The organism is Cellulosimicrobium cellulans (genome assembly GCF_007679345.1).
Taxonomy (GTDB): Bacteria; Actinomycetota; Actinomycetes; order Actinomycetales; family Cellulomonadaceae; genus Cellulomonas; species Cellulomonas cellulans_A.
In genome coordinates this window covers 26,184-41,675 of record NZ_VEGH01000015.1, presented here as the reverse complement: position 1 = coordinate 41,675, position 15,492 = coordinate 26,184, and the positions used below count along the sequence as shown (strand labels likewise).

Here is a 15,492-nt window from a genome sequence, read left to right as displayed (position 1 = left end):
CCCCGCCCGGCCCGGCGCGCCCCGGCCGCGGTCCTGGTCAGCGCCCCGGACCGCTGTGGGATGATCCTGCGCGTGACTCTCCTCGCCCCCGGGACCACGTTCGCCGAGCCCGCGTCCTCCGCGCTGCTGCTCCTCGGTCAGGGCCGCGACCTGGCGTCCGAGCGCGGCGTCGAGTGCGCCGGCGCCCTGCCCGCGGCCTCCGACCCCGACCTGGTCGAGCGCGCCCGTGCGGCGCGGGCCGCCCTCGGGGACCGCGCCTTCGTGCTGGGCCACCACTACCAGCGCGACGAGGTCATCGACTTCGCCGACGTCACCGGCGACTCCTTCAAGCTGGCCCGCGAGGCGGCGGCGCGCCCCGAGGCCGAGTTCATCCTGTTCTGCGGCGTGCACTTCATGGCCGAGTCGGCGGACATCCTCACGTCCGACCGCCAGCAGGTCGTGCTGCCCGACATGGCCGCCGGCTGCTCGATGGCCGACATGGCCGCGATCGACCAGGTCGAGGACGCCTGGGACGTGCTGGTGGAGGCGGGCGTCGCCGAGGACACCGTGCCCGTCACGTACATGAACTCGACGGCGGCCATCAAGGCGTTCACCGGCCGGCACGGCGGCACCGTCTGCACCTCCTCCAACGCGCACGTCGCGCTGCGCTGGGCGTTCGACCGGGTCGGCGGCGTCGACGGCACCGGCAAGGTGCTGTTCATGCCGGACCAGCACCTCGGCCGGAACACCGCGGTGCTGGAGCTCGGCATCCCGCTGGAGCAGTGCGTGGTGTTCGACCCCCGGAAGCCGAACGGCGGCCTCACCGTCGCCGAGCTGCGCGACGCGCGGATGATCCTGTGGCGCGGGCACTGCTCGGTGCACGGCCGGTTCAGCGCGCAGAACCTCGTCGACGTCCGCGCCGCGGTCCCCGACGTCACCGTGCTGGTGCACCCCGAGTGCAAGCACGAGGTCGTCACGGGCGCCGACCTCGTCGGGTCGACGGAGTACATCATCAAGGCCCTCGACGCGGCCCCGGCGGGGTCGGCCTGGGCGATCGGGACCGAGCTCAACCTGGTCCGCCGGCTGGCGAAGGCGCACCCCGACAAGCGGATCTCGTACCTCGACTCGACGGTGTGCTTCTGCTCGACCATGAACCGCATCGACCTGCCGCACCTGGTGTGGGCGATGGAGTCGCTCGCGGCCGGGCGGGTGCCGAACCGGATCGTCGTCGACGCCGACGACGCGCACTGGGCGCGGGTCGCGCTCGACCAGATGCTGGCGCTGCCGGGGTACTGACACCCTGGGGGCCTGGCGCAGCCGTCGGAAGGGGACGTCCGTGGGCACCGGGAGCTCGCTGCGGGTCGGGATCGTCGTGTTCGACGACGCCGAGGAGCTCGACGTCGTCGGGCCGTTCGACGTGCTGTCCTCCTGGGCGGCGCACTCCGCGCTGCACCCCGAGGTCGTGACGTTCTCGGCCGACGGGTCGGGCGTGCGGTGCGCCAAGGGGCTGCGGCTGGTGCCGGACGCGTCGCGCGACGACGTCGGCCCGCTGCACGTCCTGGTGCACCCCGGGGGCCGCGGCACCCGCGCGCTGGCCCGCGACCCGGAGCACCTCGCGTGGGTGCGGGACGCGCGCCGGGAGACCGCGCTGATGACGTCCGTGTGCACCGGGGCGCTGGTCTACGCCGCGGCGGGGCTGCTGGCCGGGCGGCCGGCGACGACGCACTGGGCCGCGGTCGACGAGCTGGTCGCGCTCGACCCGAGCGTGCTGGTCGACACCGAGGCGCGGTTCGTGGACGACGGCGACGTCGTGACGAGCGCGGGCGTGTCGGCCGGGATCGACATGGCGCTGCACCTGGTGGCGCGGCTGGAGTCGCCGGATGCGGCCCGCGCGGTGCGCCGGGGCATCCAGTACGACCCCGCCCCGCCGGTCTGACGCCGACCCGCCCGACAGTGGAAGGTCTGGCCCGACACGCCCGGGGCGTGTCGGGCCGGACCTTCCACTCGACCGGTGGACCGGCGGGTCAGACCGCCAGCCGCGCCAGCAGCAGGGCCTCGGCCAGCACCACGCGCTCCAGCTCGCCCAGGTGCACCGACTCGTTGGCCCCGTGGGCGCGCGAGTCCGGGTCCTCGACGCCGGTCACCAGGATCGCCGCGTCCGGGTACACCTCGAGCAGGTCGGCGATGAACGGGATCGACCCGCCGATGCCGATGTCGACCGGGTCGGTCCCCCACGCGTCGGCGAACGCGGCGCGCGCGGCCTGCATCGCGGCCGAGTCGGCCGGCGCCTGGAACGGCTTGCCGAGCTCGCCGTCCCGGACGGTCACGCGGGCGCCGAACGGCGCGTGGCCCTCGAGGTGCGCGCGCAGCGCGGCGAGCGCGGCGGCCGGGTCCTGCCCGGGCGCGATGCGCATCGAGAGCTTGGCGGTGGCCTTGGGCGCGATGGTGTTCGACGCCGTGGCGACGCGCGGGGCGTCCAGACCGATCACGGCGATCGTCGGGCGGGTCCACAGCCGCGCGGTGAGCGGGCCGGTGCCGGCGAGGGTCACGCCGTCGAGCACGCTCGCGTCGGCGCGGAACGCGGCCTCGTCGTAGTCGACGGTCGGGTCCGCGGCGGTGACCAGGCCCTCGACGGCGACGTCACCCGCGTCGTCGTGCAGCGTGGCGATCAGCCGGGACAGCAGCGTCACGGCGTCGAGCACCGGGCCGCCGAACATGCCGGAGTGCACCGCGTGGTCGAGCACGGCCACCTCGACCTCGAGGTCCACGAGGCCACGCAGGGACGTGGTGAGGCCGGGGACGCCCACCTTCCAGTTCGACGAGTCGGCGACCACGATGACGTCCGCGCGCAGCAGGTCGGAGTACGTGTGCAGGAACCGGGTGAAGGACGGGGAACCGACCTCCTCCTCGCCCTCGACGAACACCGTGACGCCCACGCCCAGCTCGTCGCCGAGCACGCGCAGCGCGCCGAGGTGCGCCACCACGCCGGCCTTGTCGTCCGCGGCACCGCGGCCGAACAGCCGGCCGTCGCGCTCGGTGGGCTCGAACGGCTCGGTGTCCCAGTCCTCGCGGGCACCCGGGGGCTGCACGTCGTGGTGGGCGTACAGCAGCACGGTCGGCGCGCCGGCCGGGGCGGGGCGCCGGGCGACGACCGCCGGGGCGCCGGGCGTGCCGTCGGGCCGCTCGACCGAGAGGATCTGCACCTCCGGCAGGCCGGCCTCGCCCAGCAGGCGGGCGACGTGCTCCGCGCTGGCGGCGACGTGCGCCTGGTCGAAGTCCGCGTTCGAGACGCTCGGCACGCGGACGAGGGCCTCGAGGTCGGCGCGCACGCCCGGGAAGGCGGCGGCGACGCGGGCCCGCAGGTCGGCGACGGCCTCGGGGTCGGCGGGCGTGGGGGACGCGTGGGTGGCGGTGGGCTCTGTCACGGATCGCCACGCTACTCGACTACCCTGGAGGGGTGTTCGGACGCAGCAAGGACAGCACCTCCCCCGCGGAGCAGGCCACCCCGGGTCTCGTCGAGGAGACCCCGGGCCTGATCGAGGTCGGGAAGGGCCGCCCCACCCCCAAGCGGAAGACGGCCGAGGCCGCCAACCGCCGGCCGCTCGTGCCCCAGGACCGCAAGGCCGCGGCCAAGGACGCGCGCGCCGCGCAGCGGGCCGAGCGCGACAAGCAGTACGCCGCCATGCAGACCGGCGACGAGCGGTACATGCCCGCGAAGGACAAGGGCCCGGTGCGCCGGTACATCCGGCAGTACGTCGACGCCCGGTGGAGCCTCGGCGAGCTGTTCCTGCCGGTCGCCATCGTCATGCTGCTGCTCAACATGCTGCTGACCTCGGTCAGCCCGGAGCTCGCGTTCCTGGGCCTGGTCGTGCTCTACCTGTTCATCATCGGCATGGTCGTCGACGTGTTCATCATGTGGCGCAAGCTGCGCAAGCGGCTCGCCGCGAAGTTCGGCGACGCCGCCCAGCAGCGCGGCCTGATGATGTACGCCGTCACCCGGGTGTTCCAGATCCGCCGCGCCCGCCTGCCGAAGCCGCAGGTCAAGCACGGCGACTACCCCGAGTGAGCCGGCGCTCCTAGACCGTCCTAGGGTGGTGGCATGGTCAACTACCGCCACCTGGGCCGCTCCGGCCTCAAGATCTCCGAGATCACCTACGGCAACTGGCTGACGCACGGCTCGCAGGTCGAGAACGACGCCGCGACGGCATGCGTCCGCGCCGCGCTCGACGCCGGCATCAGCTCCTTCGACACCGCGGACGTCTACGCGAACACGGTCGCCGAGGAGGTGCTCGGCGAGGCCCTCAAGGGCGAGCGCCGGCAGTCGCTGGAGATCTTCACGAAGGTCTACTGGCCGACCGGCCCCAAGGGCCCGAACGACACCGGCCTGTCCCGCAAGCACATCATGGAGTCGATCGACGGCTCCCTGCAGCGCCTCCAGACCGACTACGTCGACCTGTACCAGGCGCACCGCTACGACCACGCGACGCCGCTCGAGGAGACGATGCAGGCGTTCGCGGACGTCGTGCGCTCCGGCAAGGCGCTGTACATCGGCGTCTCCGAGTGGACCGCGGACCAGATCCGCGCCGGCCACGCGCTGGCGAAGGACCTGGGCTTCCAGCTGGTCTCGAACCAGCCGCAGTACTCCGCGCTCTGGCGGGTCATCGAGCCCGAGGTCGTCCCGGCGTCCGAGGAGCTGGGCGTGTCCCAGATCGTCTGGTCCCCCGTGGCCCAGGGCGTGCTCACCGGCAAGTACAAGCCGGGCCAGCCGCTGCCCGAGGGCTCGCGCGCGACGGACGAGAAGGGCGGCGCGAACACCATCAAGCGCTTCCTCGACCAGCCGAACGTGCTCCAGCGCGTGCAGGACCTGACGCCGGTCGCGGACGAGCTCGGGCTGTCGCTCGCGCAGCTCGCGGTCGCCTGGGTGCTGCAGAACCAGAACGTCGCCGCGGCGATCATCGGGGCGTCCCGCCCCGAGCAGGTCACCGAGAACGTCAAGGCGTCCGGGGTCGAGATCCCGGCCGAGCTGATGACGCGGATCGACGAGATCCTCGGCGACGCCGTGATCGCGGACCCGGCGGAGACGGCGAAGAACTCGCCCGCCAGCCGCTGACCCGACGCGCGCAGGGCCGGTCACCCCGAGGGGTGACCGGCCCTGCGTCGTGCGCGGGACGCCGCGGTCAGCGGCCCTCCCCCGGTGCGGCGGGCTCGGCCGCCGCCACGGCCGGCGGCACCGGGACCGTGAGGCGCGGGAGCAGCCAGTGGATCAGCGGCCCGATCCCGAGCGCGTAGGCCAGCGTCGCGAACCCGAGGGTGCCGCCGAGCAGCCAGCCGACCGCGACGACGGTGACCTCGATGGCGATCCGGACCGGGCCCACCGGCCAGCCGGTGCGCGCGACGAGACCGGTCATCAGGCCGTCCCGCGGGCCAGGACCCAGGCGGGCGCCGATGTACAGGGCGCTGGCCACGCCGTTCAGCGCGATGCCGGCGAGCACCATGCCGACCCGGGCCGCGAGCGGCAGCGCGGGCAGCCGGTCGAGCAGCGCGAGGAACGGGTCGATGAGGACGCCGATCAGCACCACGTTCGCCACGGTGCCGATGCCCGGCCTCTGCCGCAGCGGCCACCAGGCGAGCAGGATCAGGACGCTCAGCACGATCGTGATGGTGCCCAGCGACCAGCCGACCTGCCGCGCCACGCCCTGGCTGAGCACGTCCCACGGCATGTTGCCGAGCCCGGTGTGGACGAGCAGGGCGATCGAGGCGGCGTACAGGACCAGGCCGACGACGAGCTGGGCGCCGCGGCGGCCGGCGTGGGCGCGCGCGGCGCTGCGGGACGCGGCCGGTGGAGCGGCCGCGGGGTGCGGAGGGGCGGGATCGGGGTGGGCCACCGGGTCGGTGGCCTCGTGCTGAGCGGTCACGGACCCATCATCGGCAGCGACCGGCCTTCCCTTCGATAGCCACTTGCGCAACAGTGGCCTCATGTCCACGCTCCTCGTCTCCGACCGTCGCATCGGCGGCACCGGACTGGCCGCCGTGCTCGGCCGCTGGCGCCGCCCCGGCCCCGCGTACGCCGCGCTCGCCGACGCCGTGCGGCGCGCCGTCCTCGCCGGGGACCTCCCGCTCGCCACCCGGGTGCCCGGCGAGCGCGAGCTGGCCGCCGCGCTCGGGGTGTCCCGCACGACGACCTCCGGAGCGTACGGGCTGCTGCGCGACGAGGGGTACCTGGTGAGCCGCCAGGGCTCCGGCACGGTCACCGCGCTGCCGGAGGACCGGTCCCGCGGCGGGGCCGCCCTCCCCCTGCACCGCCCGCTCGCCACCGACGGCGTCGTCGACCTGACCATCGCCGCCTGCCCCGCGCCGCGGGAGCTGCACGAGGCCGCCCGGCGCGCGGTCGACACCCTGCCGCGGCACGCCGGCCACGGCTACGCCCCCCTCGGCCTGGACGTGCTGCGCGAGGCGGTCGCGGACCGGTACACCGCCCGCGGCACGCCGACGACGCCCGACCAGGTGCTCGTGACGACCGGCGCCCAGCACGCCATCGCGCTGCTCCTGCGCGCGCACGCGGGGCCGGGCGACCGGGTCGTCGTCGAGCAGCCGACCTACCCGCACGCGATCGACGCGGTGCGCGCCGTCGGCGCCCGGCCCGTCCCGGTGCCGACGGGCGCGGGCGGGACCGACCTCGACCTGCTGGAGTCCACCGTCCGGCAGGTCGCCCCGCGGCTCGTCTACCTGATCCCGGACCACCACAACCCGACCGGGGCGACGCTCGACGCCGCCGGACGGGAGCGGGTGCGGGCGCTCGCCCGGCGCACCGGGACCGTGGTCGCGGGCGACGAGGTGCTGACCGACCTCACGCTCGAGGGAGCGCCGCCCGAGCCGTTCGCCGGCGACGGCCGCGCGCCGCGGGTGGTGGCGATCGGCTCGATGTCCAAGAGCCACTGGGGCGGCCTGCGGGTCGGCTGGCTGCGCGGACCCGCGGATTTGGTCGCCCGGCTGGCCCTCGCGCGCCGCAGCGCCGACCTCGGCACGGCGGTGCTGGACCAGCTGGTGGCGGTCGAGCTGCTCCGGCTCGGCGAGGCGCCGCTCGTCGAGCGCCGGGACCGGCTGCGCGCCGGCCGCGACCTGCTGGCGGGGCTGCTCGCGGAGCGGCTGCCGGCGTGGCGGTTCGCCGTGCCGCGGGGCGGTCAGGCGCTGTGGGCGGACCTGGGCGCGCCGGTGTCCTCCGCACTCAGCGCGCTGGCGCTCGCGCACGGGGTGCGCGTGGCGCCGGGGCCGGCGTTCGGCGTCGACGGCGGGCTGGAGGACCGGCTGCGGGTCCCGTTCACGGTCGAGCCGGACGAGCTGCGGCGCGCGGTCGACGGGCTGGCGCTGGCGTGGGCGGCGCTCGGCGCGCCGGCGCGGGCGGGCGCCGGGTCGGCGCCGCTGGCGGCCGCGCCCGCGGGACTGGTGTAGGGCGCGGGCGGTGCTCGTGCAGGCCGCGGGCGCGCCTCAGGCGCGCGGCCGCACCGTCACCTGCTCGGGCACGGCGGCCAGGTCGTACGCCGGCGGTACGAGCACGCCGTCGTTGCGCAGCACGACCGTGCGCACGCCCTGGTCGCGCAGCGTGCGCCAGTGCGCGCCGAGCCACTCCTCGGCGTCGAACCGGGTGCCGAACACCGGCGACAGCGGGCGGTCGAGCACCTCGCCCGACCCCCCGGTCAGCTCCCAGGTCCACTGGGGGTGCAGGGCGGCGGTCACGCGGCGGCCGCCGGGGAGCCGGCGCGGCGCGCCGCCGCGTCGCGGGCGAGCGCCCGGCCGATCCGCGACGCCCAGAACGGGCCCTCGTAGATGAAACCGGTGTACCCCTGCACGAGGTCCGCGCCGGCCGCGAGGTAGGCGCGCGCGTCCGCCGGGGTGGTGATGCCGCCGACGCCGATGACGACCCGGTCCGGGCCGAGCCGGTGCCGGAGCCGGGCGACGACGACCAGACCGCGGTCGAGCAGCGGGGGGCCGGACAGGCCCCCGGGGCCCAGGTCGTGCGCGATCGTCGTGTTCACCGCGACCACGCCGTCCAGCCCGAGCTCGGTGACCAGGTCGGCGACCGCGTCGACGTCGGCGTCGGCGAGGTCGGGGGCGATCTTCACCAGCAGCGGGACCCGGGCGCGCCCCGCGGCGGCGGCGGACTCGTCCGCGGCCGCGCGGGCCGCCTGCAGGATCGGCCGCAGCGCGCCGACGGACTGCAGGTCGCGCAGCCCGGGCGTGTTCGGCGACGACACGTTGACCACCAGGTAGTCCGCGTACGGCGCGAGCAGGCCGGCGCTGGTGGCGTAGTCGTCGGCGGCGTCCTCCGGCGCGGTGACCTTCGTCTTGCCGATGTTCACGCCGACGACGAACCCCCGGCCGGACGCGGTCGAGCGCAGCCGGCGCAGGCGCTCGGCCACCGCGGCGGCGCCCTCGTTGTTGAAGCCCATCCGGTTGCGCAGGCCCCGCCGGTCCAGCACCCGCCACAGCCGCGGCGCCTCGTTGCCGGGCTGCGCGTGGGCGGTCACCGTGCCGATCTCGACGAACCCGAAGCCGAGCATCGTCAGCCCCGGCACGCCCACCGCGTTCTTGTCGAAGCCCGCCGCGAGCCCGAACGGCGACGGGAACGTCCGGCCCAGCACCCGGACCGCGCCGGAGGGCGGCGGGGTCAGGGCGGCGCGCAGGGCCCCGCTCAGGACCGGGACGCGGGAGGCGACGCGGATGGCGCGGAACGCGAGGTGGTGCGCCTGCTCGGGGTCGAGACGGGAGAAGACCTGGCGGAAGAGGAGGCCGTACACGGCCCCCAACCTACTGGTCCGCGGGCGCCGACGGCCGGGACCCCTCGCCCACGCGGACCCCGGGGCGGGTGTGCCACAGCCAGGCGACGCCGAGGAACGGAAGCACCAGCGGGACGTAGCCGTAGCCCTGGCCGTACACCGACCAGACCGTCTCGTCCGGGAAGTCGCCCGCGTCGAGGACCGAGAGGGTGCCGACGGCCAGGACCCCGACCAGCTCGACGCCGACCGCCGCCCAGGCCGCGCCCCGCCGGTCCCGGGCGAGCGCGACGGTCGCCACGATGTACACGACGGCGGCGAGCGCGGACAGCAGGTAGGCCAGCGGGGCCTCGTCGAACTTCGCGACCAGCTGGTAGCCGGCGCGGGCGGTCGCGGCGAGGGCGAACACGCCGTACACCGCGACGAGGACGCGGCCCGGGCCGGAGGCGGTGCTCTCGGGCGTCGCGCGCGACGCGGGGGCCGGGGTCGTCACGCGCCCGCCCAGGTCTGGTCGAGCCGCAGCTGCAGGAACGCCACGGCGACCGCCGCGACCAGCAGCACCACCGACGACCACCGGGTCCGCTCCGCGAACGCCCACAGCGCGGCGGCGGGCAGCAGGACCAGCTGGGTCACGACGTAGCCCCAGAACACCACCGGCTCCGCCGGGTCCGCCCCCGTCGCCTGCCGGACCCCCGCGACGACCGCCTGGACCACCATCAGGCCCTCGACGACCGCCGCGCCCCACAGCTGCCGGAGGACCACGGCGCGGTCGCGGACGGCGAACACCAGTGCCCAGACGGCGAGCGCGAGGGCCGCCGCGGCGACGGCGTAGAGCAGGGGCGGGATCACGGGGCCCCACGGTACCCGGCGGCGGCGATAGCATCGCCGGGTGCCCCGAGTGACGCTGACCTCCGCGAACCCCGCCCGCCAGACCGCCGACGCCCTCGTCGTCGCGGTCGCCAGCAGCCCCGCCGGCCCCCGGGTCGTCGGCGCCGACTGGCTGCCCGCCGAGACCGTCGAGCAGGTGACCGGCCTCGCCGGCGTCCTCGGCGTCACCGGTGCGGCCGACGAGGTCCGACGGCTGCCCGCCGCGGGCCGGATCGCCGCGAGGACCGTGGTGCTCACCGGCGTCGGGGCGCTCGACGCGGTCGCCCCGGACGCCGAGACGCTCCGCCGGGCCGCGGGCGCCGCGCTGCGCGAGCTCACGGGCGCGACGTCCGTCGCGGTCGCGCTGCCGGCCGAGGACGCCGAGCAGGTCGCCGCGGTCGCCGAGGGCGCCCTCTTCGGCGCCTACGCCTACACCCGGTACCGCTCCGCCGACGCCGCGGACGCCGCTGCCCCGGCCGCCGAGATCACCGTCCTGACCCCGCGCGCCCGCGACAAGGCGGTCACGAAGGCGGTCGCCCGCGCCGAGGTGCTGGCCGCCGCCGTGCACGGCGTGCGCGACCTGGTCAACGCCGCCCCCAACGACCTCTACCCCGCCGCGTTCGCGGACGCCGCCAAGGCCGCGGTCAAGGACACCGGCGCCAAGGGCGTCAAGGTCACCGTGCTCGACGAGAAGGCGCTCGCCGCCGGCGGCTACGGCGGCATCCTCGGCGTCGGCCAGGGCTCGGCCCGCCCGCCGCGCCTGGTCAAGGTCTCCTACTCGCCGTCCCGTCCGGCCGCCAAGGTCGCGCTCGTCGGCAAGGGCATCACGTTCGACTCCGGCGGCATCTCCATCAAGCCCGCCGCGGGCATGGACGCGATGAAGTCCGACATGGCCGGCGCCGCCGCCGTCCTGCACACCGTGCTCGCCGCCGCGCGCCTCGAGCTGCCCGTCGCCGTCACCGGCTGGCTCTGCCTCGCCGAGAACATGCCGTCGGGCACCGCGCAGCGCCCCTCCGACGTGCTGACGATCCGCGGCGGCAAGACCGTCGAGGTGCTGAACACGGACGCCGAGGGCCGCCTGGTCATGGCCGACGGCCTGGTCGCCGCGGTCGAGGAGAAGCCCGACGTCGTCCTCGACATCGCCACGCTGACCGGCGCGCAGCTCGTCGCGCTCGGCCCGCGCGTCTCCGCCGTCATGGGCGACGACGCCACCCGGACCGAGGTCGTCGACGCGGCCGGCGCCGCCGGCGAGGCGTTCTGGCCGATGCCGCTGCCCGCCGACCTGCGCGCGGGCCTGAAGTCGAAGGTCGCGGACATCGCCAACATCGGCGACCGGTTCGGCGGCATGCTCACCGCCGGCCTGTTCCTGCAGGAGTTCGTCGGGTCGACGCCGTGGGCGCACCTCGACATCGCCGGCCCCGCGTTCAACGAGAAGGCGCCGTTCGGGTACACGCCCGCCGGCGGCACCGGGGTGGGCGTCCGCACGCTGCTGGCGCTGATCGAGGCCCGCGCGATCCGCTGACCCGCGCGCCCGCAGACCGGGCCGCACGCGACCCCGAGCGCCCGGCGCGCCCTCCCGGAGGGCGCGCCGGGCGCTCGCGCGTCCGGGCGTCCGGGCGCACGCGCGTCCGGGTCACCGACGCCGAGATCGGCGCTTCCGCCCGAGATCGGCCCTCCCACGCACCGATCTCGGCGTCCCTCCCGCCGTCCCCTCCCGCGCCGAGGTAGGACCTGCCGGCCGAGAGGGGGCCGCCCAGCGTCCTACCTCGGCGCGGCGGTCCTCACTCGGCGTCGGCGGCGAGCGAGGGGTGCCGAGCGAGCGGAGCCGGGCGGTTCGCAGCGGAGCCGGGCGGTGCCCGGCAGAGCCGAGCACCGGACGGAGGGACGGGACGGGCGCCCGCTCAGCGCGTGGCGACCGGGGTCAGCGCGGGTCGGCGGCGCGGCGGGCGGCGCGCTCCCGGGCCGCTCGCTCGCGCTCGATCCGCTGACGCGAGTTCCAGTCCCGCATGCGCTGCGGGTACCCGGTGCGCTGCACGTCGTAGAACGGCACCCCGAGCTCCTTGGCGATGTCCCACCCGGCACGGCCGTCGGGCACCCGGCGCCGGGTCCACTCGCCGTCGGTGGCGATGAGCATGAGCGTGGTCTGCGTGACGTTCGTCTGCGGCTCGAGGTACGCCTCGACGCCGACGCGGGTGCGGACGAACTCGCGCAGGTGCTCGACCGTCTCCTCGCGGGCGGCGCGGCCGGTGGGCGGCGCGTCCGGGGTGGCGGCGGCCGGTCGGCGGCGGCGGGAGAACAGACCCATGGCGGGAGCGTAACGGCGCACGCTGGGCCCCGGCTGGGAATCACCCGGGTGCCGTGCAGGTGCGCCCGGTGCCCGCAGGCGCCGCCGCCGGGACCTCGGTCCGCCCCCGCACGTCCCCGCGACCGCGTCCCGGACGCGAGACATGGGATGACTGTTCCCAGAATCACACGCGGCCCCCGGTCATCTGGGTCGTCCGGCCTACGCGGGGATGACAAGATGGCTCGGGAACAACCGCGTTCCCCTATGTCTGCGCCGGAGGAGTCTTCACGTGTCCGACACGACCGGATCCGCTTTCGACATCGTCGTCCTGGGCGGAGGGAGTGGCGGCTACGCGGCTGCGCTCCGCGGTGCCCAGCTCGGCCTCAGCGTCGCCCTGATCGAGGGCGACAAGGTCGGCGGCACCTGCCTGCACAACGGCTGCATCCCCACCAAGGCCCTGCTGCACGCGGCGGAGCTCGCCGACAACGCCCGCGACGGCGCGCACTTCGGCGTGCAGACGCAGCTCACGGGCATCGACATGAACGGCGTGAACGCCTACAAGGACTCGGTCATCGGCCGGCTCTACAAGGGCCTGCAGGGCCTGATCAAGTCCCGCCAGATCACCGTGTTCGAGGGCTGGGGCAAGCTCGTCGCCCAGGACACCGTCGAGGTCAACGGCGAGCGCGTCACCGGCCGCCACGTCATCCTCGGCACCGGCTCCTACGCCCGGTCGCTGCCCGGCCTGGAGATCGCCGGCCGCGTCATCACCTCGGACCAGGCGCTCAAGCTCGACTACGTGCCGAAGTCCGCGATCATCCTCGGCGGCGGCGTCATCGGCTCCGAGTTCGCGAGCGTGTGGAAGTCGTTCGGCGTCGACGTCACGATCATCGAGGCGCTCCCCCACCTGGTCCCGAACGAGGACGAGGCGCTGTCCAAGGCGTTCGAGCGCCAGTTCCGCAAGCGCGGCATCAACTTCAACCTGGGCGTCCGGTTCTCCGGCGTGACCCAGGACGACAGCGGCGTGCACGTCTCGCTGGAGGACGGCAAGACGTTCGACGCCGACCTCCTGCTGGTCGCCGTCGGCCGCGGTCCCCGCACCGCCGACCTGGGCTACGAGCAGCAGGGCATCACGCTCGACCGCGGGTTCGTCATCACGAACGAGCGCCTGCACACCGGCGTCGGCAACATCTACGCGGTCGGCGACATCGTCCCGGGCCTGCAGCTCGCGCACCGCGGCTTCGCCCAGGGCATCTTCGTGGCGGAGGAGATCGCGGGCCTCAACCCGCAGCCGATCGTCGAGTCGGGCATCCCCCGCGTGACGTACTCCGACCCGGAGGTCGCGTCCGTCGGCCTGACCGAGGCGAAGGCCAAGGAGGTGCACGGGGCCGACGCGATCGAGACCCTGGAGTACAACCTCGGCGGCAACGGCAAGAGCCAGATCCTCGCGACGCAGGGCTTCATCAAGCTCGTGCGCCAGAAGGACGGCCCCGTGATCGGTGTGCACATGATCGGCGCACGCGTCGGCGAGCTCATCGGCGAGGGCCAGCTCATCGTGAACTGGGAGGCGTACCCCGAGGACGTCGCGGCGCTCGTGCACGCCCACCCGACGCAGAACGAGGCTCTCGGCGAGGCGCACCTGGCGCTCGCCGGCAAGCCGCTGCACGCCCACAACTGACCACACGAACTTCGAAGGAGACACGAGCGGTCATGTCCGACAACGTGCAGCTTCCCGCTCTCGGCGAGTCCGTCACCGAGGGCACCGTCACCCGCTGGCTCAAGAACGTGGGCGACCGCGTCGAGGTCGACGAGCCCCTGCTCGAGATCTCGACCGACAAGGTCGACACCGAGGTCCCCTCCCCGTTCGCGGGCGTGCTCGAGCAGATCCTGGTGCAGGAGGACGAGACCGCCGAGGTCGGCGCCGTCCTGGCCGTGATCGGCGACGGCTCCGGCGCCGGCGGCGACGCCCCGGCCCAGGAGTCCGCCCCCGCGCAGCAGGAGGCCCCGGCCCAGCAGACCGGCGCCACCACGCAGGGCGAGGGCTACGGCGACCCGGCCCCCGAGGTCGAGTCCGCCTCCCCCGCGACCGAGCAGCCCGCGCCGGCGCCCGCCGCCGAGGCCCAGGGCTCCGGCGACGGCCAGCAGGTCACCCTGCCGGCGCTCGGCGAGTCCGTCACCGAGGGCACCGTCACCCGCTGGCTGAAGCAGGTCGGCGACTCGGTCGAGGTCGACGAGCCGCTGCTCGAGATCTCCACCGACAAGGTCGACACCGAGGTCCCCTCGCCGTTCGCCGGCACGCTGCAGCAGATCCTGGTCGGCGAGGACGAGACCGCCGAGGTCGGCGCCCCGCTCGCCGTGATCGGCTCCGGCTCGGCGCCCGCCGCGTCCGGCCAGTCGCAGGACGGCGCGGCCCAGGCCGCCGCCCCCGCCGCGACCGAGGCCGCCCCGCAGGCCGCCGCGCCGGAGGAGGCCCCCGCGCCGACGCCGGCCCCGGTGCCCGCCCCGACGCAGTCGGCCCCGGCCGCTCCCGCCGCCCCGGCGGCCCCGGCGGCCCCGGCCCAGCAGCAGGCCGCCCCGGCCCAGGCGCAGGGCTCCTACCTCACGCCGCTGGTCCGCAAGCTGGCCGCCGAGAAGGGCGTCGACACGTCGACCCTGACCGGCACCGGCGTCGGCGGTCGCATCCGCAAGGAGGACGTCCTCGAGGCCGCCGCGAAGGCGGAGGAGGCCGCCAAGGCCGCCGCCACCCAGCAGGCCCCGGCCGCCGCCCCGTCGGCGCCGTCCGCGCCCGCCGCCGCCAAGCCGGTCGAGCCGTCCCCGCTGCGCGGCACGACCGAGAAGGCCAGCCGTCTGCGCCAGGTCATCGCCGAGCGCATGGTCGACGCCCTGCACAGCCAGGCGCAGCTGACCTCCGTGGTCGAGGTCGACGTCACCCGCGTCGCCCGCCTCCGCGCGAAGGCGAAGGACTCCTTCAAGGCCCGCGAGGGCGTCAACCTCACGTTCCTGCCGTTCTTCGTGCAGGCCGCGGTCGAGGCGCTCAAGGTGCACCCGAAGATCAACGGCGTGCTCGAGGGCAAGGAGATCACCTACCACGGCACGGAGAACATCGGCATCGCGGTCGACACCGAGCGCGGCCTCGTCGTGCCGGTGATCCGGGACGCCGGCGACCTCAACCTGGCCGGCATCGGCCGGAAGATCGCCGACCTCGCCGGCCGCACCCGCGCCAACAAGGTCACCCCGGACGAGCTGTCCGGCGCGACCTTCACGGTGACCAACACGGGCTCGGGCGGCGCGCTGTTCGACACCCCGATCGTCCCCGGCGGCACCTCCGCCATCCTGGGCACCGGCGCGATCGTCAAGCGCCCGGTCGTGATCAAGGACGCCGACGGCGCCGAGGTCATCGCGATCCGGTCCATGTGCTACCTGGCCCTGTCGTACGACCACCGCCTGGTGGACGGCGCGGACGCCTCGCGGTACCTCATGACCGTGAAGCAGCGGATCGAGGAGGGCGCGTTCGAGGCCGAGGTCGGCCTCTGAGCACCGCCTGACGCAGCACACCACGCCCCGGCGACCCACGCGGTCGCCGGGGCGTCGTGC

At 75.4% G+C, this 15,492-nt stretch carries 15 protein-coding genes; 8 read left to right on the top strand and 7 right to left on the bottom strand.

All coding sequences use genetic code 11. The features are described 5' to 3' along the window. Window positions 1-60 precede the first annotated feature (60 nt). The gene (gene nadA / locus FS882_RS17495; RefSeq protein ID WP_158374985.1) at window positions 61-1,275 is read left to right on the top strand and encodes a quinolinate synthase NadA; all 1,215 of its coding nucleotides are present in this window, start codon (window positions 61-63) and stop codon (window positions 1,273-1,275) included. Between the two features lie 40 nt (window positions 1,276-1,315). Continuing rightward, window positions 1,316-1,915, top strand: coding sequence for a DJ-1/PfpI family protein (locus FS882_RS17490; RefSeq protein WP_158374983.1), 600 nt, complete (start codon window positions 1,316-1,318; stop codon window positions 1,913-1,915). 88 nt (window positions 1,916-2,003) lie between these two features. On the opposite strand, the gene FS882_RS17485 is transcribed toward FS882_RS17490, so the two are convergent. Next, window positions 2,004-3,404 (bottom strand): dipeptidase, encoded by a 1,401-nt coding sequence (locus FS882_RS17485; protein WP_158374981.1) that lies wholly within the window; start codon window positions 3,402-3,404, stop codon window positions 2,004-2,006. Window positions 3,405-3,436: 32 nt separating this feature from the next. On the opposite strand from FS882_RS17485, the gene FS882_RS17480 reads away from it, so the two are divergent. After that, the gene (locus tag FS882_RS17480) at window positions 3,437-4,045 is read left to right on the top strand and encodes a DUF3043 domain-containing protein (RefSeq protein ID WP_262348384.1); all 609 of its coding nucleotides are present in this window, start codon (window positions 3,437-3,439) and stop codon (window positions 4,043-4,045) included. A gap of 33 nt (window positions 4,046-4,078) precedes the next feature. Continuing rightward, the gene (locus FS882_RS17475) at window positions 4,079-5,089 is read left to right on the top strand and encodes an aldo/keto reductase family protein (protein WP_158374979.1); all 1,011 of its coding nucleotides are present in this window, start codon (window positions 4,079-4,081) and stop codon (window positions 5,087-5,089) included. Window positions 5,090-5,156: 67 nt separating this feature from the next. Here FS882_RS17475 and FS882_RS17470 read toward each other — a convergent pair whose 3' ends face one another. Next, window positions 5,157-5,894 (bottom strand): YczE/YyaS/YitT family protein, encoded by a 738-nt coding sequence (locus FS882_RS17470; RefSeq protein WP_262348383.1) that lies wholly within the window; start codon window positions 5,892-5,894, stop codon window positions 5,157-5,159. Window positions 5,895-5,955: 61 nt separating this feature from the next. Here FS882_RS17470 and FS882_RS17465 point away from each other — a divergent pair, with 61 nt between their 5' ends. Further along, window positions 5,956-7,428, top strand: coding sequence for a PLP-dependent aminotransferase family protein (locus tag FS882_RS17465; RefSeq protein WP_158374977.1), 1,473 nt, complete (start codon window positions 5,956-5,958; stop codon window positions 7,426-7,428). A gap of 36 nt (window positions 7,429-7,464) precedes the next feature. Here FS882_RS17465 and FS882_RS17460 read toward each other — a convergent pair whose 3' ends face one another. From FS882_RS17460 to FS882_RS17445, 4 genes are read right to left on the bottom strand one after another with little or no spacing between them, the layout of a single operon-like run. Further along, window positions 7,465-7,713, bottom strand: coding sequence for a hypothetical protein (locus FS882_RS17460; RefSeq protein WP_262348382.1), 249 nt, complete (start codon window positions 7,711-7,713; stop codon window positions 7,465-7,467). Further along, window positions 7,710-8,774, bottom strand: a complete 1,065-nt coding sequence (locus tag FS882_RS17455; protein WP_158374975.1) for a quinone-dependent dihydroorotate dehydrogenase — start codon at window positions 8,772-8,774, stop codon at window positions 7,710-7,712. Before FS882_RS17455 ends, FS882_RS17460 begins: the two co-directional genes overlap by 4 nt. 10 nt (window positions 8,775-8,784) lie before the next feature. Continuing rightward, on the bottom strand, window positions 8,785-9,243 hold the full coding sequence (locus tag FS882_RS17450) for a hypothetical protein (protein ID WP_158374973.1): 459 nt from the start codon (window positions 9,241-9,243) through the stop codon (window positions 8,785-8,787). Further along, window positions 9,240-9,599 (bottom strand): hypothetical protein, encoded by a 360-nt coding sequence (locus FS882_RS17445; protein ID WP_158374971.1) that lies wholly within the window; start codon window positions 9,597-9,599, stop codon window positions 9,240-9,242. The genes FS882_RS17450 and FS882_RS17445 overlap by 4 nt, the downstream gene beginning before the upstream one ends. A 40-nt stretch (window positions 9,600-9,639) precedes the next feature. Between FS882_RS17445 and FS882_RS17440 the strand changes: the two genes are divergently transcribed. Next, window positions 9,640-11,139, top strand: a complete 1,500-nt coding sequence (locus FS882_RS17440; RefSeq protein WP_158374969.1) for a leucyl aminopeptidase — start codon at window positions 9,640-9,642, stop codon at window positions 11,137-11,139. Between the two features lie 399 nt (window positions 11,140-11,538). Here FS882_RS17440 and FS882_RS17435 read toward each other — a convergent pair whose 3' ends face one another. Then, window positions 11,539-11,922, bottom strand: coding sequence for an oxidoreductase (locus FS882_RS17435; RefSeq protein WP_158374967.1), 384 nt, complete (start codon window positions 11,920-11,922; stop codon window positions 11,539-11,541). A gap of 268 nt (window positions 11,923-12,190) precedes the next feature. Between FS882_RS17435 and lpdA the strand changes: the two genes are divergently transcribed. After that, entirely contained in the window at window positions 12,191-13,576 is a 1,386-nt protein-coding gene (gene lpdA, locus FS882_RS17430) for a dihydrolipoyl dehydrogenase (RefSeq protein WP_158374965.1), read from the top strand. A gap of 32 nt (window positions 13,577-13,608) precedes the next feature. Beyond that, window positions 13,609-15,432 carry a 2-oxoglutarate dehydrogenase, E2 component, dihydrolipoamide succinyltransferase gene (sucB, locus tag FS882_RS17425; protein WP_158374963.1) on the top strand — a complete coding sequence of 608 codons (1,824 nt, stop codon included), beginning with the start codon at window positions 13,609-13,611 and terminating at the stop codon, window positions 15,430-15,432. Window positions 15,433-15,492 lie beyond the last annotated feature (60 nt).

Coding starts and splice junctions, on each gene's coding strand:
- nadA (WP_158374985.1), top strand. CDS start 61: ATGATCCTGCGCGTGACTCTCCTCGCCCCCGGGACCACGTTCGCCGAG.
- FS882_RS17435 (WP_158374967.1), bottom strand. CDS start 11,922: ATGGGTCTGTTCTCCCGCCGCCGCCGACCGGCCGCCGCCACCCCGGAC.
- FS882_RS17465 (WP_158374977.1), top strand. CDS start 5,956: ATGTCCACGCTCCTCGTCTCCGACCGTCGCATCGGCGGCACCGGACTG.
- FS882_RS17475 (WP_158374979.1), top strand. CDS start 4,079: ATGGTCAACTACCGCCACCTGGGCCGCTCCGGCCTCAAGATCTCCGAG.
- sucB (WP_158374963.1), top strand. CDS start 13,609: ATGTCCGACAACGTGCAGCTTCCCGCTCTCGGCGAGTCCGTCACCGAG.